Below are 23,277 nucleotides of genomic sequence, written 5' to 3'. Positions count from 1 at the left end.
GGGCTTAGTCAGAGGAAAGGGTAGAGAGGGTGGGGGCGATGGGGGGAGCGAAGCCGGGCGATCGCACGTCCTGTAGTGCAGTGCGGCGCAGTTCCGGACTCACAACAAAATCCGTGGCTTGATTTTCACTCCAGCGCACCACCCAACCCGGCTGTAACCCAAAGATCACCAGCAATGCCGTCAAGACTAAGGAGGGTAAATGATCCTGAAATGCCACCCTGGGAATGGCCGCCAAGTTGTCGGGCAAGCGTCCAAAAAAGACCCGATTCACCATCAATAAAAAATACACCGCCGTTAAGCCGGTGCCGACCAAGCAAATCAGGGTCGGAATTGTGAAAATAGCGAAGGTGGCCCGAAATACCATGAATTCGGCGATAAACCCGACCATACCGGGTAATCCTGCACTGGCCATCACCCCGATAATCATTAAACTGCCGGTAATCGGTAAGCCTCGCTCTGGGTTGAGCAGGCCCCGCAGGATTGTCACATCCCGCGTGCCGGTTTTCTGATACACCACCCCGACCAACACAAAGAGCAGGGCAGAAATTAAACCGTGGCTCACCATTTGAAAGACGGCGGCGGTCATGCTCAGGGGGGTACAGGCGGCGGCGGCGAGCAGAATATAGGCCATGTGGGCGATGGAGGAGTAGGCGACGACTTTTTTCATGTCCTGTTGGGCGATCGCACTAAAGGCCCCATAGAGGGCACTGATCGTCGCTAGGATCGCCAAGCCCGGAGCCAAAATGATCCAGGCTTTGAAAAAGAGGCCCACACCAAATTTAATCAGCCCATAGGTTCCCAACTTCAGCAACACCCCCGCGAGGAGCACAGAAACCGGGGTTGAGGCTTCCACGTGGGCATCGGGGAGCCAGGTATGGAAGGGGAAAATCGGAATTTTGATGAATAGGCCGATCAAGAGCATGATCAGCAATGCCATTTCCACTTCCATGGGGAGGGAGTGATGGCGCAGGGGTTCGTAGTCGAAGGTTTTCGCCCCACTGGCCCACACCAACCCCAAAAACGAGGCGAGGACGAGGATGCCCGACAGGGCTGTGTAGATCAAAAATTTCATCGCTGCGTAGCCGCGCCGACCGCCGCCCCAGATTGCGATCAGGAAATAGAGGGGGATGATTTCCACTTCATAGAAGAGGAAGAATAGGAGTAAATCTTGGGCCAGGAAGGCTCCGGCGGCTCCGGCACTGAGGAGCAAAATGAGGCTGAAGTAGAAGCGGGGACGATCAATCTCGGCGCGGGTGCAGAAGATGGCGACGAGGGTTAAAAATCCGTTGAGGAGCACGAGGGGAAAGGAAAGGCCGTCGAGGCCGAGGTGATAATTCAGGCCCAGCACGCCAATCCAGGGCAGATATTCGCTGAATTGGGGTTCGAGGTGGTCGGGGTTGAAGCCGAGGGTGATCGGGATTAAGAGGAGCAGGACGAGGAGGGCGATCGCTAAGGCCAGCCGTCGCGCCCAGAGATTGGGTACGGATTGCGGCAGGAGGGCGATCGCGATCGCCCCCAGCACCGGAATCCAAATTAAAGCACTCAACAGCATAGTCAACCCATCTCCATCTAAAACAGCACCAATCCCCGATCAACCGCCCGCAAACCACAGTGACCACACCGAGGTGACGATGGACCACTGGCCACTAAAAATCAACCAGAACAAAGCCGCTACCCCCAGAAAAATCGTCAGTAGATAGAACTGAGATTGCCCAGAGGTGTTGTATTTCAAAGTATTCCCCCCGAAAATCGTCGCCAATCCCACCAAATTCACCACGCCATCGACAATGTAGCGATCGCACCACACCGCCAACCGCGACAGACTCGCCACCAGATTCACCACCGTCAGTTTATAGATCTGTTCGATATAGAAGTCATAGGCAAACAGGTCTTGGAAAAAGCGCAGTCCCATTTGGGTGGGTCGAGCGGTGGTGCGCTGGAGGGGAATCCAGAAACCGAGGAGTAGCCCGATCACCCCGGACGCGATCAGAATCGGTAATCCCCAAGTAATCGTCCAGGGGGGTGGGACTTGGAGCATCGGTGCGCCAGCACTGAGCCAGAGCGTCCACCGGATCGGAACCGTGGGAATCAACAGGGCAACCAACGTCAGGGTAACAAGAGGAAACGCCATCGGCCAGGGGACTTCTGGAGCGCGGCGGGTTTTCGGCTGTTTGGGGCCGAGAAAGACGAGGCGAAAGACCCGCACCAAATTCATGGCGCTGAGAATATTCACAAAGCCCAGAATCACCAAGAGCCAGGGGGGAATCGGCCAAGCCCCATCGAGCCAACGGCGCAATGTCCAAAATTCACCGAGGGGAAAGGCGGTGATCAAACTGGCGGCTCCCACCACATAGGCGGTGGTGGTGGCGGGCATCCGCGACCAGAGACCGCCCATTTCGGTGATGTTTTGGTTGCTGGTGGTGAGGATGATGCTGCCGACGCTCATGAAGAGGAGGGCTTTGGCGATCGCATGGGTAAAGAGCAACAACAGGGCAATATCCACATGGTTCAGGCCCACCGCAATAAACACCAAGCCAATATAGGCACTGGTGGAATGGGACATAGTGCGTTTAATGTCGATTTGGGCGATCGCCATCAGCGACCCCCCCACCGCCGTCACCGTCCCCAACGTAATCAGCACAATTTCCGACACCGGCGACAGGGTAAACACCGGCTGCAACTGGATCAGCACATAGGCTCCCGCACTCACCACCACAGAATTCCGCATAATCCCCGCCGGATTCGGCCCCTCCATCGCCTCATCCAACCACAAATTCAACGGAAACTGCGCACATTTCCCCGTCGGCCCCGCAATCAACGCCAACCCCAACAGCGTCGCCGTCAATGGCGGTAACGTTGAGTCATCCGCCCAACTCGCCAACTGACTAAAATCCAACCCCTCCCCATAATTCGACAGCGCCACAATCCCCATCAGCAGCAAAATATCCCCGACCCGCTTCGTTAAAAACGCATCCCGCGCCGCCGACACCACCAAGGGCTGAGCATACCAAAATCCCACGAGCAGATAGGTTGAAAGGGTGAGAATTTCGAGCAAGCCATAACTCATCAACAGAGAATCACTAATCGCTAACCCACTCAACGCTGCCTCAAACAGCCCCATCAAGCCATAAAACCGCGCCAGGGAGGCATCTTTTTCCATATAGCCCAAGGCATAGAGTTGCACCAAGAGACTAATCCCGGTGATCACTTCCAACGCCCCCAAGCTAATGGGCGAAATATTGATTTTGAGCGTCAGGGTCAGATCCGCTACCTGTAACCATTGCCACATCACCTGTCGGGTGGGATGAGTCCAAATGGCATTAAAGGCGATCGAACCATGGAGAAAGGAAAGCAGCGTCATCAAAAGATTAACGTAGGCTGCTGGCCGGGGGCCCGTGCGGCGGATGAAGCCGAAAGACCAGGGCAGGGTCAGGATTGCTCCAATCAACCCATAAATCGGGATCAGCCAGATATTTTGGAGAAGCAACTCAACCATAGGGACGGGATAACTTGGGCAGCATCATGAATGAAAAATTCTGGTCATGGTGGAACGCGATCGCAGGGATTCAACCGGGATAGTCTGACCGTGAATCGGCCTGAGTCGCATCCCTCCCCCGTGAGCGTTCCCATCGGACGGCCAAGCACAGCGGTAGGACATAGGATGGTCGGCATTGCGATCGGTGGAACTGTCCCGCTGGCAAATCTGGCAGATCTACCACAAGCAAGGGCCGATCGGTGGAACAGCCGAGCCAGAATTTTCAACTGGACGACTCGACGGTCAAGCCGAGAACGCACCACCACTCTGTTTGCGAACCACATCTATCGTGTGGTCTCTCCAGAGCTAAAAAAATTATAAAGCACCCTGTCCCGTTCCCCTCAGAGCTTGGCCAGACAGGATTGGCACGAGGTTGACAAAAACAGCAACCACATTAATTTTTATTAACCATAAGATTTAAAAAAATCATAAAGATTTATATTGTCAAAGGTGCAAAGGTTTCCTATGCTTTTGAGTAGGTCAAGAATTGAAGATATTCTAAACGGACACCCCCGTCTCTATTTAGCTCTGCTAACTAGGGCGAGTTTGATCTGGATAACACCAAGATTCTTGGCTCGCAATCCTAACCTCAAGAATCTCATTCTCAAGAATTGTATCGACAGGCTGATGATTGAATTCGTTGGAATTTCACTCAAGCAGCGTGTTGGTCACGCTCGCAGGTCTGTGCCTGTCCAATGGATGCGCCTCACTTGATTGCCAAGAGAATTTTGAGTCCACCTCGCAGTTCTTCGGAGTTGTGGGACTATTGCCCATTCTAAATACATTTTTATGTACGTGCGTACTAAGGAGACTAACTAATGTCCATTGCAGTAGGAATGATTGAAACCCTTGGCTTTCCGGCCGTTGTAGAAGCTGCTGATGCGATGGTCAAAGCGGCACGGGTGACCCTGGTGGGTTACGAAAAGATTGGTTCAGGTCGTGTCACGGTCATCGTCCGGGGTGATGTGTCGGAAGTGCAAGCGTCGGTGGCAGCGGGGAAAGAAAATGTGACCCGCGTCAACGGTGGTCAAGTGCTGTCAACCCATATCATTGCGCGTCCTCACGAAAACTTGGAGTATGTCCTTCCCATTCGCTACACCGAAGAAGTGGAACAGTTCCGCACCTATTAATGCGCTGCTGAATTTCGTTCCTCTCCATCGTTTGTGAAACTCTCTTTATTGATATCTGGAGCATAATTATTATGTCGATTGCTGTTGGAATGGTTGAAACCTTAGGTTTTCCGGCTGTGGTAGAAGCAGCGGATGCGATGGTGAAAGCCGCTCGTGTGACCCTGGTGGGCTATGAAAAAATCGGGACTGGACGGGTCACCGTGATTGTGCGGGGCGATGTTTCCGAGGTACAGGCTTCTGTGTCGGCGGGGATTGAAAATGTGAAGCGTGTGGATGGGGGTCAAGTGCTGTCTACCCACATCATTGCGCGTCCCCATGAAAACTTGGAGTATGTGCTCCCGATTCGCTACACCGAAGCGGTGGAGCAATTCCGTGAAAGTGTGAATCCTCCGATGCGTCGAGTTTAGGATGCAACTCGCGCAAGTAATGGGCACAGTGGTGAGTACCCAAAAGCTCCCCACAATGACGGGGATTAAGTTGCTGTTGTTGCAAATGATTGACCATGACGGTAACTTGTTGCCCCGCTATGAAGTCGCTGCTGACCAAGTGGGTGCAGGGATGGGGGAGTGGGTGCTGGTGAGTCGCCGTGCGATCGCCCCCAATCCTGCGGGAGACAAAGACCAACGACCAATTGATGCCCTTGTCGTTGGCATTATTGACACTGTATCGGTGGATAAAGGCTTGCTCTATAGCAAGAAAGGCGAGTACCGCCTGTAGCACAGAGCATTCGGTGTGTGACACCTTCACTCAACTATTATTCATTCAACATTAGAGGAAAAGGACTATGGTCGTTCGTCGGCGGGCGGCTCCCCCTACCCCGTGGTCTAGAGATTTAGCCGAACCAGATATCGATCAATCTGCTTACGTTCACTCCTTTTCAAACATCATTGGTGATGTCAAAATAGGTGCAAATGTACTGATTTCCCCTGGAACATCGATTCGGGCAGATGAAGGCTTTCCCTTCCACATTGGAGCGAGCACTAACATTCAAGATGGTGTAGTCGTCCATGGCCTCGAAAAAGGCCGGGTTGTGGGGGATGATGGTCAAAGCTACTCCGCCTGGATTGGGGAGGATACTTGTATCACCCACATGGCCTTGATCCATGGGCCGGTGTATATCGGAAATAATTGCTTTATTGGTTTTCGTTCAACGGTCTTTAATGCCCGTGTGGGTCATGGCTGCATTGTGATGATGCATGCCTTGATTCAGGATGTGGAAATTCCGGCGGGTAAATATGTGCCGTCGGGGGCTGTGATCACCAATCAACAGCAGGCGGATCGCTTGCCTGATGTCCATGAAGATGATCGGGCGTTTGCCCATCATGTGGTTGAGGTGAATGAGGCCTTATTGACGGGCTATCGCTGTGCGGAAGACCCTTCTTGCATTTTGCCGATTCGCAACGAAGTGGATGAACTGCACTCTAAACCGGGGAATGGCTATTCTCCCACTGCTGACGATCATGATTTGGTAGGAACTATGAGCTTGAGTCCAGAAACAATTGAACAGGTGCGATCCTTGCTGAGCCAAGGCTATAGCCTTGGCCTAGAACATGCTGATGCGCGGCGTTATCGATCGAAGTCATGGCTGACGGCGGAATCAATCCAAGGCCGTCGCGATGATCAGGTATTGGCTGAACTTGAATCCCGCCTCCGGGAATTTCCGGGGGAATATGTGCGTTTGATTGGTGTGGATACCAATGCGAAACGCCGGGTTCTCGAAGAAATTATTCAACGTCCCGATGGTGCGCCCCCTGTCCGTAAGCGCCAGAAAAGCGTCGTTGTGTCATCTCGGCCGACGGGTCGAGGGGCTGGGGCTGCGGCGGTGGGTGCATTATCGAGTGATGTCGCGACCCAAGTCCGTGACTTGTTGCGCCAAGGCTATCGGATTGGCACTGAGCATGCGGATGCGCGTCGCTATCGCTCGAAATCTTGGCAGACCTGTCCGCAAATTAAGGCGACACGGGAGGCGGATGCGATCGCAGAACTCAATAATTGTCTCCAAGACCACCAAGGCGAATATGTTCGCCTGATTGGAATTGATGCCAACGCCAAACGGCGTGTTCTCGAAACCATCATCCAACGCCCCGATGATGTCCCCGGTGCGACAAAAGCCAACGGTAAAGTCAACGGCAAAGCCAGCATCAGCCTCAACGGTAGTGCCAACGGCAGCGGTGACCTGACCCAACAGGTTCGCCAACTGCTCAGTCAAGGTCTAGCGATTCGCGCTGAGCATGCCAGCAAGCGCCGCTATCGCTCGAAATCTTGGCTCACCTGTGAAGGCTTGAGCGGCACTAGTGAAGCCCAAGTGATGGCCCAACTGTCGCAAATTTTGAGCGACTGCCAAGGGGAATATGTGCGCTTAATCGGCGTTGACCTCGATGCAAATCGCCGCATCAAAGAGGTGATTATTCAACGCCCTGACGACAGCACCGCCCCCAAAGCCAGCAGCAACGGGAAAGCAACCGCCTTTAGTACCCCCGCCAGCAACGGTTACAGCCGTACTGGAGCCAGCACCAGCACCCAACTTGATCCTGAGGTACAAGATCAAGTGCGGAATCTGTTGCGTCAAGGCTACACCATCGGCACTGAACATGCCGACAAACGTCACTTCCGCGCCAAGTCCTGGAAACCCTGTGCTCCCATTTCAGCCACCCGCGAAGCCGAAGTGTTCAACCACTTAGAAGGGTGTTTAGCCGAACATGCCGGGGAATATGTGCGGTTACTCGGAATTGATGCCAAAGCGAAGCGGCGTGTGTTGGAAAAAATCATCCAACGCCCGTAAGCCTCGTTCCCACCAAAGTCAGCGCGGCTGACTTTGGTGTTTTGCCATTTTTCCCACCGTGGTCATGCCTTTGCAACCTTTGCACCTTTGTTCACTGCCCCATGTCCGGGTTGTCGGTGATGTCATTATTCATCCCAGTGCGGCGATCGCTCCCGGTGCAATTTTGCTAGCAGCCCCCCAAGGTCGGATTGAAATTGCAGCCGGAGCCTGTATCGGCATGGGCGTGATCCTCAACGCCGGCAACGGTGAAATCACGATCGCCGAAGGCGCAAGTCTTGGCCCAGGAGTTTTAATTGTTGGCCCCTGTCACATCGGCACCAACAGTTGTATTGGTGGACTGTCTACCCTCTACGCCACCTCTGTCTCCGCCATGGATGTCATCCTCGCCGGTAGCCTCCTCGGTGCGCCATCCGATCAAAATCGGCCCCCTCACCCCGTTGCTGCATCTGCATCGTCCCCAGAATCGCAAGCCTCAGATCTTGAATCCGATCCTTGGTCTCTTGAGACAGCACCACCCGAACCAACACCCAACCCACCCCCTGAACCGACTCCTGTTCCCGAACCGCCTAACCATCATCCTGAATCTTCACCTCACGTTGATCAGTCTGCTGCGATCGCAACGCCGGATGAATCCACCCAGCAACAATCGGAGCGATTGAAGAAAAGTAAAGTCATGATTAATCAATTACTGATTACCCTGTTTCCCCACGATGAACAGATTCAGAGTCGTCAGCAGGAATAGCCTTAAGATCGGATCTATAGTTATTGTTTTTTTGAGAAAAACGAGAGTCAATACTATCAAAATTGTAAACATTTGTAACCATAGATCGCCATAGATCTGGGCATCGTCGTGGAATGCTCCCCGCGCTACCAATCAGCTTCTTCTTAGACCCCTGGACTTTGGCTTAGTCTACGCAAGATTGTCCTAATTCATTCCGTCCTAGAACATTAGCCACTTGGCTCAAACCCTTAGCTAGCAAGGATTTGAGCGATTTTCTTTGTTTAAAAAAACACCAGTAATCTTTTTTTAATAAAATATTAATTTTCTTAATGTCTCCGAAAAGGAATCACAATTATCCGATTCAAAAAATTGCCTAGACTTTTCCTAAAAAGGTTGAGCCTTCGTGATAAGCTAAAACGTGACATAAACAACTTGTCATTAAACAGAAATTCTTTGAACGCCAACTTGGGCTGAGTTGTTACTGTTTGATACGGAAACGAACAAAAGGTTCCGCTTTGATGCTCCTCCCTTCGTCACGTCACAGTCACGCCAACCGGCCCGCAGTTGTGAGTAGAAATCACTGTTAAACGTAAGCCTCACCACGACTTATTTAAAGGAGGAATTTGAGGATATGGTACAAACCAAACCTGGGTTTGAGGCGGGCGTAAAGGACTATCGTCTGACCTATTACACCCCCGATTACACCCCCAAAGACACTGACCTGCTCGCATGCTTCCGGATGACCCCGCAACCGGGCGTTCCTCCTGAAGAAGCTGGTGCGGCTGTGGCAGCAGAATCATCCACCGGAACCTGGACTACCGTATGGACCGACGGTTTGACCGACCTGGATCGCTACAAAGGTCGTTGCTATGACCTCGAAGCCGTTCCCGGTGAAGATAACCAGTATTTCTGCTTTGTGGCCTATCCCCTCGATCTGTTTGAAGAAGGGTCTGTCACCAACGTTTTGACCTCCATCGTCGGTAACGTGTTCGGGTTTAAAGCCCTACGTGCCCTGCGTTTGGAAGATATTCGTTTCCCCGTAGCGTTGATCAAGACCTTTGAAGGCCCGCCCCACGGGATTACCGTTGAGCGCGACAAACTGAACAAGTATGGTCGTCCTCTCTTGGGTTGTACGATTAAGCCCAAATTGGGTCTGTCTGCCAAAAACTACGGTCGTGCAGTCTATGAATGTCTGCGCGGTGGTTTGGACTTCACCAAAGACGACGAAAATATTAACTCTCAGCCCTTCATGCGTTGGCGCGATCGCTTCCTCTTCGTCCAAGAGGCGATCGAGAAAGCCCAAGCCGAAACCAACGAAATCAAAGGGCACTATCTCAACGTCACCGCTCCCACCTGTGAGCAAATGATGGAACGCGCCGAATTCGCCAAAGAAATCGGCACTCCCATCATCATGCATGACTTCTTCACCAGTGGCTTCACCGCCAACACCAGCCTGTCCAAATGGTGTCGTCGTAACGGTGTGTTGCTGCACATCCACCGCGCCATGCACGCTGTGGTTGACCGTCAACGGAACCACGGGATTCACTTCCGCGTGTTGGCCAAATGTCTCCGCCTCTCCGGTGGGGATCACCTCCACTCCGGTACCGTCGTCGGTAAACTCGAAGGCGAACGCGGCATTACCATGGGGTTTGTTGACCTGATGCGTGAAGACTACGTGGAAGAAGATCGTTCACGCGGTATTTTCTTCACCCAAGACTACGCCTCCCTCCCCAGCACCATGCCCGTGGCATCCGGTGGGATTCACGTCTGGCACATGCCCGCCTTGGTGGAAATCTTCGGCGATGACTCTTGCTTACAGTTCGGGGGTGGTACCCTCGGTCACCCTTGGGGGAATGCACCGGGTGCAACCGCCAACCGGGTTGCCTTAGAAGCCTGTGTTCAAGCTCGTAACGAAGGTCGTAACCTCGCTCGCGAAGGCAACGACGTGATCCGCGAAGCCTGCCGCTGGAGTCCTGAATTGGCTGCGGCTTGCGAACTGTGGAAAGAAATCAAGTTCGAGTTTGAAGCAATGGATACCATCTAGGTTGGCAAACAGGATAAACGAACGGGTAAAACCGTTACCGTTTATCCTGAGTATTTCCACCTACAATCGGTCGGGTCGGAACCAGTTTTGCCCATGAACCCTAAAGATCTTGCCCACGATACGGTGCAGATGCTGCAAAGCTACCTCACCTACCAGGCAGTGCGAGAAATTATCAATCAACTGACCGAGACCAACCCTCCCCAAGCCATTTGGCTGACTCATTATTCCGCTGGCAAACTCCAAGATGGGGAAGCCTATCTAGACGGGTTAATGCTAGAGCATAAAGAGTTAGTGTTACGGATTTTGACGGTGCGGGCTGACTTAACGGAGCAGATTGTTGATTTTTTACCGGGGATGGTTCGTGATGCGGTTCAACTCTCGAACACGGAACATCGCCGCCAAGTCTTGGAACGCTTAACCCGGTCTGACCCTGACCCGTCCGCTTCGACCGAATCTCCCTCTGATTAGGGATTTTTTGCACCCATCTTTACTTTAATGAGGTCTTAACCCATGGCAATGAAGACGTTACCCAAAGAGAAGCGTTACGAAACTCTTTCTTATCTTCCCCCGTTGACGGATCAGCAAATTGCGCTGCAAATCCAATATATGTTGGATCAAGGCTATATCCCGGCGGTTGAGTTTGAAAAAGATCCCAAGCCCAGCGATCACCACTGGACGATGTGGAAGCTGCCGTTGTTTGGTGCTCACAGCCCCCAAGATGTGCTGAATGAAGTGCGCGAATGCCGTCAAGAGTATGCGGATTCTTATATTCGTGTGGTGGGTTTTGACAACATCAAGCAATGTCAAACGGTGAGCTTCATCGTGTACAAGCCCGGTGTGAGCCGCTTCTAGATTGAATTGCGTTTGACGCGATCGCGCCAAATTCATCAAAAAAGAAAGGAACTGAATCGCTCAGTTCCTTTTTTGGATTCAATGTATTAATTTTGGATTCAATGTATTAACCGATTGGGTTACAAACTTTCAATCTAAAGCCCAAAGTAGGCCTAAACTCTAAAAAGGACACTCTTTGTCAAAGAAATATTCATACCCTTCTTTAAGGCGCTGATATGTCTCTTGATCCGTATTAGATTTTGCAGCTAAAATTCCTTCATGAAAATAATGATAGGCTGTCTCCAATGCCTCTGCGTGCCGTTTTTTACGGCTTAAAAGGATATGTAGACATCCTGCATACATATCCATAAAGATATACGCTTGCTCAGGATAAAGCTGTTTGGCTTTTGTTAACCATCGATATGCAGCCTGATACTTTTCTTGATTAAATCGAATGGTTCCGGTGAAGTAGAGAGCAAAAAATTTTTGTTCAGATTGATCAGACAAGTTTCGCTGAATCCGAATAAATTCTCTGGCAAACTGATCTAGTTGTTTTTGATGTCTTAATCTTTGGTCTGATGTAGGTTCATTAGGAAGAGAGAGCGCAAAGTATCGATGGGCTACCCTGTCAAATAATGCTTCTACTGCTTCTTGAGAGAGACTACTCATGCTTTTATGACGATGGGTTCTTTTGGGTTTGCGATGTGCTGAGTTAAGTAGGCCAGGGCGAATCTTGCACGCTATGTAACAGATTGTAACAAAAGCCCAGGATTGAGTAATGATGAGGCTTTTGTCCAAATTAGCTCGGAAATTCTGGTGTTCTAAATCTTACCTGCTCTACTTACTAAGTTGACTTACTCCCCCGTTTTCTAAACGGGGGATTCTGGGATCAAACAGCAATAGCAGGCAACGCCTGTCTGACATCACCTAACCCAATGGCTGAAGCCCCAGCCACTTTAATATTCATCGCCGCATTCTCATCCCGATCATTCTCTGCCGAGCAACTGGGACACCGCCAATGGCGAGTCTCTAAATCCAGATGCTCCAAAATATGACCACAACTTGAACAGGTCTTGCTCGAAGGGAACCAGCGGTCAACATAGACCACCCGCTTCCCCTTCTTCGTCGCCACCCACTCCAGGATTTGCAGAAACTCCCGAAACGCCAAATCACTCACCTTACGCCCCCAAAGCCGCTGCATCGCCTTGAGGTTCAAGGTTTCAAAACACAGCATATCAAACTGATTCGTCAGGCGGTGAGCCAACTTCCAAAACCAGTCCCGCCGTCGATGGGCAATATCTTCATGCTTGCGGGATAAGTTTAATCGGGCACGTTCCCGATGGGCTGAACCCTTTTGCTTGCGAGATAATTCTCGACTTGCTTTGCGAACTGCATTGAGTGACTGCTTGAAGAACAAGGGGGCATCAAGATTGAACCCCTCCGAACAGGTCAGAAACGTCTTGAGTCCAAAATCAAAACCAGCAATGTTACCTGTCTCGGTTTTGACTTGGGGTTCTGACAGGGTATCTACCGTGACAATCATGAACAGTTCTCCCAAGGGAGTTCGTTTAATCGTCAGGGTTTTGACCTTGCCCTCAATGGGACGAGAGTGCCAATATTGATAGACTTTGTTCCCAATCCTCACCCGGTTGCCACCGAGGAATTTGTACCCAGCTTGCTTGAGGGTGAAGGATTTGTACTTTCGGGTCTTCTTAAAGTTTGGCAGGCGAACGCCTTTTTTGTTGTGTTTGAAGAACAGTTGATACGCTTTCTCAATTCGTTGGCAGATATCCTGTACGGCTTGAGAACCCACCTGCAACCACCAGGGGTTCCGTTTACGGAGCTTGGCGATGTGTTTTTGCAGTCGGGCGCAGTTCAAGTGCTTGCCCCACATTCGGTAGTACCGTTTGTGGAGGGCAACACAATGGTTGTAGATACGCCCTGCGGCATTGATTGTCCGCTTGAGGTATCGATTCCGCTTATGCTGGTAGAGCTTGAACTTGAGCGTTTTCATGGTTGCTATGATACCTCGGTATCACGGCTGAATAAATTCAGCCCTTCGCTTATATCCCCCGTTTGGAAAACGGGGGATATAAGCTTTACATTCGTAAAAGCTGTAGTTTCCGGGACTGTCACTCTTTACGGGTTTAGGGATAAATGCTGCTCCAGCCCATCAAGAATCTGAGTTAACCAAGCTCTGGCCGCCGCTTCCGTCTCGAAATGCCGATTGGCATAGTGGGCGATCGCCTCCCACGGGAACGGCTGGGCCGCCAACACAGCCCGCCCCTCTGCAATCACGGTGCGATGCCAGGGCTGAAGTTGAGGGGCGAGGCAATTGAGCAACACGGCTTCATCACTGAGTCCCTCCCAATCCGCCTCCGCAAACTCAGCACACAAAAAACTGTAGAGGGATTCATAGCCGGGTAAACCGCTCATGCTTAACGGGTTGGGTAGGATGTGAGCAACAAACAGGTTCCATTGGCCGTTTTCGTCATCACGGCCAGGAGATTACGGCTGCTGGCAATGTTACTCAGGGCAGCCGGACGGCCGGCAACTCGGCCAACCGTAGCCCCCGCTGCATAGCTCACGGCCCGCTTCTCGCCGATCGCAGCCCCCGTCACCCAATTATTTAGGGTTGTGGCGTTGGCAGTGAGGGCGGCTTGAACATGGGTGGAGGCAGTGGCCAAATTGGGATAGGTACTGGCGGCACTGATGGAGCTGTTGCGGAGGCGATCGATAAGCTGTTGGTTGGTGCGGCCCACATGACGGGCGATCGTGTGGCCGCCTTGGGCTTCTTGTTGTTGCAACCAATTTTGGGGAAATGTAGCAGGGACACATTGGGCAAGCACTGCTTTGCTCGCTGCTCCGGCCGACAATAGAGAGAAGGTAATGGACAGGCCAACAGCCCTAACCACCAAGGCTAGGGAATTCCGACGTTGGGTAGACATAGACTCAAGACATTTAGATTAATTCTTTTATTTTAGTCTGGGCCTGCCGCGATCTAATCCTGGGGCACTACTCAGGGGTGGGGGTGAGCATCAGATTCACTCCAGCAATGATCAAGGCCATGATCAGGAGCATTAGAGGTGCGATCGCAACCCCAAAAAAGAGCAACGACAGCAACGCCACAAAAATCGGCACGAAACTATAGATAATGCAGGCGGTGCGGGTCGCTCCGATCGCAATCACGGAAAGATTGTATTGCAGGTAGCCCAGGCCTGATGTGCCGATCCCCATGTAGAGGATGCCGAGTTGGGAGGAGAGGGCACTGGTGCGGAGTTGGGTGATCGGGTGTTCGGGGGCGGCGAGCAAGAGGAGAAAGATCACGCCAAAGAGGGCGGCGTAGTAGGTGAGGGTAAAGCCAGAGTAACGGCGGGAGAGGCGTTTGAGGAGCAGCGAATAGGCGACCCAGCAGAGTACCGCCAGCAGCATCAGGCCATCGCCTTGGTTGAATTGGAGGGTGATCAGGTTTTGGAGGTTGCCGCCAGTGAGGAGGAGGATCACACCGAGGAAGGCGATCGCACCCCCCAAGTAGTTTTTGAATGCCAGGGTTTCCCCCAGGATGATCGCAGCGGCAATGCTGGTGATGATCGGATTGGTGGCGTTAATGATCGCGGTGTTAATTACGGCGGTATAGCGCAGACTACTAAAGAAAAAATAATGGTAGCCGACGATTCCCGATAAACCGAGCAAACTTAAGGGCAGGAGATCCCGCCGTGCCACCGTTAAACTGAGACTAGGCAACCGCCACGCCATCCCCGTGAGAAACAGGAGCGCCGCCAGATACCGCCAGAGGGAGGTGGTTAGGGGTAGCAGATCAGCGGTGGTATATTTACCCGCGATAAAACTCCCGGCAAACAGCAAACTAGCGCCGAGGGGCAGGGCGATCGGCGGAATTTTCAGGGGCATCGGGGATAGAGCCATGAAGGTGAACGATGAAGTCTGAATCCTGATCATCACGAAGAAACAAGGGGCTTAAGCCCCTTGCCTGGGATGGCGGCAGCCTTGATTTACTGCCAAGCTTGTTGCAGCGTCGTGACAAAATCGGGGTAGGAAATGGCGGCGGCTTCGGCGCGGTAGATGTGGGTTGTGCCGCTGGCGTTGAGGGCGGCGATCGCTAAACTCATGGCGATGCGGTGGTCGGTGTGGCTGTCTAGATCTGTGCCCTTGAGGGGCGTGCCGCCGGTGATTTCGAGGCCGTCGGGGTGTTCTGTCACCTTTGCGCCCATGCGACTCAGTTCCGCTGCGATTACGGCGAGGCGATCGCTTTCCTTAACCCGCAATTCTTCAGCGTCTTTAATCACGGTCGTCCCTGTTGCGAACACCGCCGCCACCGCTAGGATCGGCACTTCATCAATTAAACGCGGGATGATATCGCCTGCGATTGTACAACCCTTTAACGCAGAGTGACGCACCCGCAAATCCGCTACCGGTTCCCCTGTGACGATGCGGGGATTTTCTGCGGTAATATCTGCCCCCATCATCACCAAGGCTTCTAATACTCCCGTCCGGGTCGGATTCATCCCCACATTTTCAATCAACAAATCCGATCCGGGGGTAATCGCTGCCGCCACCAACCAAAACGCCGCCGAACTAATATCCCCCGGCACCACCACCGTCTGCCCGGTTAATTCCCCACTATGTCCCGTCACGGTGACGCTCAATTGTTCAGGGTCTACGGTTAAATCTGCCCCGAATGCCTTTAACATCCGTTCGCTGTGGTCACGAGAGAGGGCGGGTTCGATCACGGTGGTTTGCCCTTCAGCGGAGAGGCCGGCAAGGAGAATGCAGGATTTCACTTGGGCGGAGGCGATGGGGGAATGATAGGTGATGCCTTGGAGGTGTTGACCGTAGACGGCGAGGGGGGCGAGGTTGTGGGTATTGCGGCCCCAAATCTGCGCCCCCATTTGGCTGAGGGGTTTGATGACGCGGGACATGGGGCGCGATCGCAATGACCCATCCCCCGTCACCGTAAACAATCGTTCCGGATGGGAGGCGAGCAGACCGAGCATGAGGCGCAGCGTTGTCCCGGAATTGCCCGCATTGAGCACATCAACGGGTTCATCTAGTCTGCCCAAGCCCACACCCTCCACGGTGACCGTATCGGTATTGAGGTCAGAAATTCGCGCCCCCATTGCCCGAAAACAGGCCGCTGTACTGCGGGGATCTTCCCCCAATAAAAGACCGTGAATGGTGGTGGTTCCGGAGGCGATCGCCCCCAACATTAACGCCCGGTGGGAAATGGATTTATCGCCGGGAATCGTGATCGTGCCCTGAAGGGATGCTGTGGCGGGGGGCGTGATGGTGAGGGTTTGGTGATCAGCGATCGCAGTCAGGGCAACGGTGGACATACAGGTTTTGAGGGCAGCAATTTTAGGTCTTTTGATTGTACCAGTCTGCGATCGCTCCCTCATCCCCCGGCCCCTTCTCCCACAGGGGAAGGGGAGCCATTAATTCCCCTCGCCTTGGGGGCTACTGCTTATACATAACCTCCAAATACTGACCTAACCTGGGATTGATCCCCCTAAATCCCCCTTTTTAAGGGGGACTTTTTCCGATTCCCCCCTTTTCAAAGGGGGGCTAGGGGGGATCACGATTGATCCCCCTAAATCCCCCTTTTTAAGGGGGACTTTTTCCGATTCCCCCCTTTGAAAAGGGGGGCTAGGGGGGATCACGCGAGTTTTGGAACTTGAGATTGATTTGTGTATAAGCGGTAGCCCAGCGGGAGAGGGGCTAGGGGTGAGGGCAAAAAACCCTACGGAGCCACGGTGAACTGATCCGGGTGGTAGGACTGAATCCCCTTCATATATTGCACCCGCTCAAAGGTACTTTCATCGGGACAATTCACCTGGCTCATGCTGCCCTGCATTTGCCTCACGGATTCATATTCATTCTCTTCCATCCAATGGCGCATTTCTGCTTCAATCGTGCTCAGGTACGGGATGCCATGGCGGAGCAGTGCCGAACAGACCTGGGTGATTTTCGCCCCCGCCATCAACAACTTGAGCGCATCGCGGCCATGCTGCACGCCACTGGTGGCCGCCAAATCCGCATTGATCCGCCCAAACAAAAGCGCGATCCACCGCATCGGCAAGCGCGTTGCTTGGGGCGTGCTGAGCAGAATATTCGGGCGCACCACCAATTCATCAATATCAATATCCGGTTGATAGAAGCGGTTAAACAACACCAAGCCATCAATGCCCGTTTCGTCTAGCTGTTTCGCCATGTTGGCCATATTGCTAAAGAAGGGGCTGAGTTTAAGAGCCACGGGAATCGAGACTTCCGATTTCACCGCTTGGGCGATCGCTACATAATTCGCCTCCACATCAGCCCCGGTTTGATTGGGATCGGTGGGGATGTTGTAAATGTTCAACTCCAAGGCATCCGCGCCCGCCGCCTCCATTTGTTGGGCGAAATGCGTCCAACCGCCTAGGGTCGAACCATTCAGCGAGGCAATGATCGGAATCTCCGTCATCTCCTTTGCCAAGCGGATGTGTTCTAAGTAGGTTTCTGCTCCCACATGGAACGTGTCCGGCTCTGGAAAATAGCTCAACGCTTCGGCAAAACTTTCGGTGCCGTAGGTTAAATGATGGTGCAGTTCGTATTCTTCTTGACTCAGTTGCTCCTCAAAAATGCTGTGGAGGACGATCGCAGCTGCGCCCGCATCTTCAAGGCGTTTAATATTGTCAAGGTCTTCTGTGAGGGGGGCTGCGGCTGACGGCACGAGGGGGGATTTCAGCGTCAAACCTAAATAGGTCGTTGTTAAGTCCATGATTGCTTTGGGTGTAGAGTATGCCGGGAACGATTCGGAAAATCACCGGGGTGATTCAGGCAGGGCATGAAGCGGGAATGGGGAGGAAGGACGAGGGTGCGATCGCACCCTCGTCAGGCTCACAACTGCAATACCCTATTCGACGCTCTCCGTTGGTTCAGAGTTCGCCATCTGCCGCGAAGCAAGGTATTGATACATCTGCCAACGGGTGTCCACATCTGCTTGAGCTTCCGCCCACAACGCTTTCGCCTCGCTGGGTTTGGTCTTCGTCAACATCTTGAATCGGTTTTCCGCGTTGAAGGTTTCACCCACCGGCCGCTTCGGTGCCCGCGAATCCAACTGCAACGGATTTTGACCCTGAGCCACCAGATCCGGATTGTACCGATAGAGCAACCAGCGGCCACTGTCCACGATCGCTTTTTGATGGCTCATCGCGGTTTGCATATTGATGCCGTGGGCGATGCAGTGGGAATAGGCAATGATCAACGACGGGCCATCGTAGGCTTCCGCTTCGAGGAACACCCGCAGCGTATGTTCATCCCGCGCCCCCATCGCCACCGACCCCACATAAATATTGCCGTAGGTCATGGCAATCAAGCCGAGATCCTTCTTCGCGGAGGGTTTACCACCCGCTGCAAATTTTGCCACCGCGCCCCGTGGGGTTGCCTTCGAGGACTGCCCACCGGTATTGGAATAGACTTCCGTGTCCATCACCAACACATTGACATTGCGCCCACTGGCCAGGACATGATCCAAGCCACCGTACCCAATGTCATAGGCCCAGCCATCCCCACCGATAATCCACACGGATTTCTTCACCAGATAGTCCGCCAGGGTGAGCAGTTGCCGCGCCATTGCATAGGCGGGATCACCTTCGCCGATGTTGCCGAGGTGTTGCTTCAGGGTTGCCACCCGTTCGCGCTGTTCCCAAATTTCCGCTTCGTCCACCTGTTGAGCGTTCAATAATCCCGACACGAGATCATCGCCCAGTTGCGGGGCTAGTTTTGCCACCAGTTCAGCAGCAAAACTAGCGTGTTTATCAAGGGAAACCCGGAAGCCCATGCCAAACTCGGCGTTGTCTTCAAAGAGGGAGTTTGACCAGGTGGGGCCGCGGCCGTGGGCATCGGTGGCCCAGGGGGTGGTGGGTAAGTTGCCGCCGTAGATCGACGAGCAACCCGTGGCGTTAGCGATCACCATGCGATCGCCGAACAGTTGCGAGGCCAATTTTAGATAGGGCGTTTCCCCACACCCGGCACAGGCTCCGGAGAATTCAAACAGCGGTTCTTGGAGTTGCTGTTGGCGAATTTGGTTGAGTTTGAGGCTGTTGCGATCGGGGTTGGGCAGGTCAAGGAAGAAGTCCCAGTTTTCCCGTTCCGGCTCACGCAGGGGCGGTTGATCTGCCATGTTCAACGCCTTGCGCGACGGTTGCGATTTATTTTTTGCGGGGCACACATCGACGCAAATGCCGCAGCCGGTGCAGTCTTCGGGGGCCACTTGGATGGTGAATTTTTGGCCGGTGAAGTCGCGATCGCGGCTTTCGGTGGATTTAAACGTGGCCGGCGCATTGCCCAACTGATCCGGGCTGTACACTTTGCCGCGAATCGTACCGTGGGGACAGACGATCATACATTTGCCGCACTGCACACAGACATCCGGGTCCCAGGTGGGGATGAATTGCGCCACGTTGCGTTTTTCCCATTTCGACGTAGCTGTGGGATAGGTGCCATCGCAGGGCAGCGCACTGACGGGCAGATCATCCCCTTCTTTAATCAACATTTTGCCTTCGATGTCGCGGACAAAATCCGGGGCATTGCTGGGCATCGCAGGCAGGCGGCGCAGGGGCGAGTTAGCATCGCCAATCGGCACTTCAAAGAGATTTTCCAGGGTATTGTCAACGGCTGTGAGGTTCATCTGGACGATGTTGGCCCCTTTCTTGCCGTAGGTTTTTTCGATCGCTTTCTTGATTTGGGCGATCGCTTCTTCTTTGGGCAACACCCCCGACAACGCAAAGAAGCAGGTTTGCATCACGGTATTGATCCGGCCGCCCATACCGCTGTCCCGTGCCACCTTAAAGGCATTGATCACGTAGAACTTCAGACCCTTACGGACAATCTGCTCTTGCACTTCGAGGGGCAGTTTACCCCACACTTGATCCGGCCCATCAGCACTGTTGAGCAAGAAGGTTGCCCCTTGGGCCGCATCCTTGAGCATTTCGAGCTTTTCCAGGAAGATCGATTGGTGACAGGCGACAAAGTTGGCTTGGTTGATCAAATAGGTACTGCGAATCAGATTCGGCCCAAAGCGTAGGTGAGACACCGTCACCGCCCCGGATTTCTTCGAGTCGTAGACAAAATAGCCTTGGGCGTAGTTGTCCGTGGCTGACCCGATAATTTTGATCGAGTTCTTATTCGCGCCCACCGTCCCATCGGAGCCTAAGCCGTAGAACATCGCCCGCACCACATTGTCCGGCTCCGTGGAGAAGCTGGGGTCGTAGCTGAGGGAGGTATGGGTCACGTCGTCGTCAATGCCGACGGTGAAATGGTTGCGGGGCTTGGCCGCGCTGAGGTTGTCAAAGACACTCTTGACCATGGCGGGGTTGAACTCTTTCGAGGACAAGCCGTAACGCCCGCTGACGACTTTGGGGATCATGCCGTCGCAGGTTTCCACGAGGGCATTGAGCACGTCTTGATAGAGGGGTTCACCGGCCGAGCCGGGTTCCTTGGTGCGGTCGAGGACGGCGATCGCCTTCACCGTATCAGGCAAAGCCGCTTTGAACTTCACCACATCAAAGGGACGATAGAGACGCACTTTAAGCACCCCCACGTTTTCCCCCTGGGCGGTGAGATAGTCCACGGTTTCATGCACCGTTTCACAGCCTGATCCCATCAGGACGATCACCCGTTCCGCGTCGGGATCACCTACATACTGGAAGGCTTGATAGGTGCGTCCCGTCAGGGCTGTGAGTTTGTCCATCGTCGCTTGCACCGCATCAGCACAGGCATCATAGAAGGGGTTGACACTTTCGCGGGCTTGGAAATAGACATCGGGGTTTTGGGCTGTGCCGCGCAGGACGGGGCGATCGGGGGTCATGGCGCGATCGCGGTGGGCAAAGACCCAATCCATATCGATCAAGCTGCTGATCTGTGCATCCTCTAGCAGTTCAATTTTTTGAATTTCGTGGGAGGTGCGGAACCCATCGAAGAAGTGCAAGAAGGGAATTCGGGTTTCTAAACTGACCGCATGGGAAACAAGGGCCAGATCGTGAGCTTCTTGGACGGAAGCCGAGCAGATCATCCCGAAGCCCGTGGCGCGGGCGGCCATCACATCGCTGTGATCACCAAAAATCGAGAGGCCTTGGGCCGCGAGCGATCGCGCCGCCACATGAATCACACAGGGACTCAGTTCCCCGGCAATTTTATACATGTTCGGCACCATCAGGAGAAGACCCTGTGAGGCGGTAAAGGTGGTGGTCAGTGACCCGGTTTGTAAGGCCCCATGGACGGCCCCCGCCGCCCCCCCTTCCGCTTGCATTTCCACCACGGACGGTATCGTTCCCCATAGGTTGGTTTGACCTTCACTCATCCACGCATCGGACCATTCCCCCATTGGAGAGGCCGGGGTAATGGGATAAATCGCAATGACTTCGTTGAGTTTGTAGGCGACACGCGCAACGGCTTCGTTGCCGTCGAGGGTGGCATAGGTTTTGGTCGTCATAGTAAGACCTGCTGAATGAACGTCCATGCCAAACCAAATGATGTTGTCCACCAAAAAAATGTGGCAACCATAAACATTTCGCTAGTTTGGCAATAAAAATTAAGGGTGGGATATGGAATGAGAAATTAAGCAACACGAGAGTTGTTTTGTTGGGTCAAATCATTAAGAACTGATCAGACAAACAGTCTGCTGTCCTGGACTCTCATCCAATTGCTCACGTATCTTTATGATGACACCAGACTAATTTTAAAGACGTAAATACTTAGCGTTTTTTAATCTTTGATCGACGCTTAATGTAATGAAATATTTGATCACAATTACTTACAAAATAAACTCGGCAACAGTGAAGTTCGGCGGCGTGACTCCAATTGCGATCGCGCCTTAACCCATCGACGCGAACGCCCCACCCCCAAAATCCCGTTTCCGCCTACGCTGTATCCAGACCCCCTGCGGTTCATTCCCGCTCCCGAACATTCATCCTCTGTCCCCAGCCCATGGCCCCCTCTCCTGCACCCCGGCGCGATCGCTACGAACCCCTGTGGCAAGAAGGCCTCAGTTTACTGGGATTATTTCTTCTCAGTGCGATCGCCCTCGGTTGGTCACTATCCTCCCTCCCCCTACAACCGGGTCTCGAAACCGACCTCTATCGCCTCGCCCGCACCACCACCCTCACCACCCTCTGGGCTGATCCCCTGATGACCCATTCCCCCTGGCACGAGGCTCCCCTCGTGCCCTATTTGGTGGTGGGGGCGGCGCAACTGTGGGGGGCCAGTTTGATGATGTTGCGATTGCCCACGGCCCTATTGACAGCGGGATCAGTGGTGTTGCTCTATGGTGTGACCCGTGAACTGTTTCCGGGCCGTTGGATGGCGATTTTGGCGGGGGTGGTGGATCTGGTGCTGTTGCCCACGGTGAACGGGGGGCGCATTGCCCAGCCCTTGGGGGCATTGTGGTGCTGGGAAACCCTTTTGTTATGGACGGTGTTGCGATCGCGCCGCGATTGGCGGTGGCTCTGGGGCATGACCGCCGCTCTCAACCTCCTCGCCCTCACCCAACCCGGCAGCGCCTTGATCATGACCTTAGGCATCCTCACCTTTTACGCCGCCGATACCCCCCGCCTCCTCCATCACCCCTGGTTTTGGCTGGGCCTTGGCGTGGGTAATCTACCGTGGATTGGGTCGGCTGTGGGTCAGGCTGGGCCAATCATCACGGTGGATCAGGGCCTCACCTCCATCGTGCTCTACGGTCACCATCCCTGGCTCACAGAAAGCTGGTTTGCCCTCAGTGGCTTGGCGTTGGTGTGGGGCGGCTGTCAACAGACCCTACAGCGATCGCGCTGGAGTTGGTCGCTGCTCTTGCGGATTTGGCTTTTGGTCGTGGGGCTAGGTTTTGGGCTGATCCTCCCCAGCCAAAACCCGCTGCTCCTGGTGCTGCCCCTATTCGCCATTCTCGCCACAGTCCAACTCTGGGATCTCCAGGAACAAATCCAACAGGGTAAACTCACCTCCCGCTGGCGGCGCGGCTCACGCTGGATCAGTGGGGTCACCGTCTTTTCCGTCTTGGTCGCAATCTTGATCCTCAAACCAGTACAGCCCCCACTCCTGCGCTTAGGGCTGGCCGGCGGCGCGATCGCCCTCACCTACACCATGGTGGCGCGACTCATGGCCCTCGGCGATCGGCAATTTCTGCCCCTGCTCCTGTGGGGACTCTACGTCGTGCGCCTCCTCACTCTCCCCCAAGGCTAATGC

At 53.6% G+C, this 23,277-nt stretch carries 19 protein-coding genes; 9 read left to right on the top strand and 10 right to left on the bottom strand.

The window, feature by feature from the left end; translation table 11 throughout:
• Window positions 1-4: 4 nt before the first annotated feature.
• Entirely contained in the window at window positions 5-1,549 is a 1,545-nt protein-coding gene (locus SPI6313_RS12060) for an NADH-quinone oxidoreductase subunit M (RefSeq protein ID WP_084669199.1), read from the bottom strand.
• A gap of 42 nt (window positions 1,550-1,591) precedes the next feature.
• The gene (locus SPI6313_RS12055; RefSeq protein ID WP_072621225.1) at window positions 1,592-3,496 is read right to left on the bottom strand and encodes an NAD(P)H-quinone oxidoreductase subunit F; all 1,905 of its coding nucleotides are present in this window, start codon (window positions 3,494-3,496) and stop codon (window positions 1,592-1,594) included.
• Window positions 3,497-4,353: 857 nt separating this feature from the next.
• Here SPI6313_RS12055 and SPI6313_RS12050 point away from each other — a divergent pair.
• The 8 genes from SPI6313_RS12050 to SPI6313_RS12015 all read left to right on the top strand — a co-directional run bounded on the left by SPI6313_RS12050 (window position 4,354) and on the right by SPI6313_RS12015 (window position 11,064).
• The gene (locus tag SPI6313_RS12050; RefSeq protein WP_072621224.1) at window positions 4,354-4,665 is read left to right on the top strand and encodes a carbon dioxide-concentrating mechanism protein CcmK; all 312 of its coding nucleotides are present in this window, start codon (window positions 4,354-4,356) and stop codon (window positions 4,663-4,665) included.
• A 71-nt stretch (window positions 4,666-4,736) separates the two neighbouring features.
• A complete protein-coding gene (locus SPI6313_RS12045; RefSeq protein ID WP_072621223.1) occupies window positions 4,737-5,072 on the top strand; it encodes a carbon dioxide-concentrating mechanism protein CcmK in 336 nt (111 codons plus the stop codon).
• A 1-nt stretch (window position 5,073) separates the two neighbouring features.
• A complete protein-coding gene (ccmL, locus tag SPI6313_RS12040) occupies window positions 5,074-5,382 on the top strand; it encodes a beta-carboxysome shell vertex protein CcmL (protein WP_072621222.1) in 309 nt (102 codons plus the stop codon).
• Window positions 5,383-5,449: 67 nt separating this feature from the next.
• Window positions 5,450-7,447: a beta-carboxysome scaffolding protein CcmM gene (ccmM, locus tag SPI6313_RS12035; RefSeq protein ID WP_072621221.1), complete on the top strand. Its 1,998-nt coding sequence runs from the start codon at window positions 5,450-5,452 to the stop codon at window positions 7,445-7,447.
• 64 nt (window positions 7,448-7,511) lie between these two features.
• Window positions 7,512-8,189: a beta-carboxysome scaffolding protein CcmN gene (ccmN, locus tag SPI6313_RS12030; RefSeq protein WP_072621220.1), complete on the top strand. Its 678-nt coding sequence runs from the start codon at window positions 7,512-7,514 to the stop codon at window positions 8,187-8,189.
• Window positions 8,190-8,799: 610 nt separating this feature from the next.
• The gene (locus SPI6313_RS12025; protein WP_072621219.1) at window positions 8,800-10,212 is read left to right on the top strand and encodes a form I ribulose bisphosphate carboxylase large subunit; all 1,413 of its coding nucleotides are present in this window, start codon (window positions 8,800-8,802) and stop codon (window positions 10,210-10,212) included.
• 93 nt (window positions 10,213-10,305) lie between these two features.
• A complete protein-coding gene (rcbX, locus tag SPI6313_RS12020; protein ID WP_072621218.1) occupies window positions 10,306-10,680 on the top strand; it encodes a RuBisCO chaperone RbcX in 375 nt (124 codons plus the stop codon).
• Window positions 10,681-10,728: 48 nt separating this feature from the next.
• On the top strand, window positions 10,729-11,064 hold the full coding sequence (locus SPI6313_RS12015; protein ID WP_072621217.1) for a RuBisCO small subunit-like domain-containing protein: 336 nt from the start codon (window positions 10,729-10,731) through the stop codon (window positions 11,062-11,064).
• Between the two features lie 159 nt (window positions 11,065-11,223).
• Here SPI6313_RS12015 and SPI6313_RS12010 read toward each other — a convergent pair whose 3' ends face one another.
• The 8 genes from SPI6313_RS12010 to nifJ form a co-directional block, all read right to left on the bottom strand.
• A complete protein-coding gene (locus tag SPI6313_RS12010; protein WP_072621216.1) occupies window positions 11,224-11,712 on the bottom strand; it encodes a hypothetical protein in 489 nt (162 codons plus the stop codon).
• A 220-nt stretch (window positions 11,713-11,932) separates the two neighbouring features.
• Window positions 11,933-13,057 carry an RNA-guided endonuclease InsQ/TnpB family protein gene (locus tag SPI6313_RS12005; protein ID WP_072621215.1) on the bottom strand — a complete coding sequence of 375 codons (1,125 nt, stop codon included), beginning with the start codon at window positions 13,055-13,057 and terminating at the stop codon, window positions 11,933-11,935.
• Window positions 13,058-13,182: 125 nt separating this feature from the next.
• Window positions 13,183-13,479 carry a hypothetical protein gene (locus SPI6313_RS12000; protein ID WP_072621214.1) on the bottom strand — a complete coding sequence of 99 codons (297 nt, stop codon included), beginning with the start codon at window positions 13,477-13,479 and terminating at the stop codon, window positions 13,183-13,185.
• Window positions 13,480-13,481: 2 nt separating this feature from the next.
• Complete coding sequence (locus SPI6313_RS11995; protein ID WP_072621213.1) at window positions 13,482-13,991, bottom strand: RNase A-like domain-containing protein; 510 nt, start codon at window positions 13,989-13,991, stop codon at window positions 13,482-13,484.
• A gap of 67 nt (window positions 13,992-14,058) precedes the next feature.
• Window positions 14,059-14,967 (bottom strand): DMT family transporter, encoded by a 909-nt coding sequence (locus SPI6313_RS11990; RefSeq protein WP_072621212.1) that lies wholly within the window; start codon window positions 14,965-14,967, stop codon window positions 14,059-14,061.
• An 86-nt stretch (window positions 14,968-15,053) separates the two neighbouring features.
• On the bottom strand, window positions 15,054-16,394 hold the full coding sequence (gene aroA, locus SPI6313_RS11985) for a 3-phosphoshikimate 1-carboxyvinyltransferase (protein ID WP_072621211.1): 1,341 nt from the start codon (window positions 16,392-16,394) through the stop codon (window positions 15,054-15,056).
• A 404-nt stretch (window positions 16,395-16,798) separates the two neighbouring features.
• Window positions 16,799-17,815 carry a dihydroorotate dehydrogenase-like protein gene (locus SPI6313_RS11980; RefSeq protein WP_072621210.1) on the bottom strand — a complete coding sequence of 339 codons (1,017 nt, stop codon included), beginning with the start codon at window positions 17,813-17,815 and terminating at the stop codon, window positions 16,799-16,801.
• 135 nt (window positions 17,816-17,950) lie between these two features.
• The gene (gene nifJ, locus SPI6313_RS11975) at window positions 17,951-21,529 is read right to left on the bottom strand and encodes a pyruvate:ferredoxin (flavodoxin) oxidoreductase (RefSeq protein ID WP_072621209.1); all 3,579 of its coding nucleotides are present in this window, start codon (window positions 21,527-21,529) and stop codon (window positions 17,951-17,953) included.
• 494 nt (window positions 21,530-22,023) lie between these two features.
• On the opposite strand from nifJ, the gene SPI6313_RS11970 reads away from it, so the two are divergent.
• On the top strand, window positions 22,024-23,274 hold the full coding sequence (locus SPI6313_RS11970; RefSeq protein ID WP_072621208.1) for an ArnT family glycosyltransferase: 1,251 nt from the start codon (window positions 22,024-22,026) through the stop codon (window positions 23,272-23,274).
• Window positions 23,275-23,277: the final 3 nt, after the last annotated feature.

It is taken from the genome of Spirulina major PCC 6313 (assembly GCF_001890765.1).
Lineage (GTDB): Bacteria > Cyanobacteriota > Cyanobacteriia > Cyanobacteriales > Spirulinaceae > Spirulina > Spirulina major.
The sequence above is the reverse complement of the archived record's forward strand: the minus strand, read 5'-3'. Positions and strand labels throughout refer to the sequence as shown.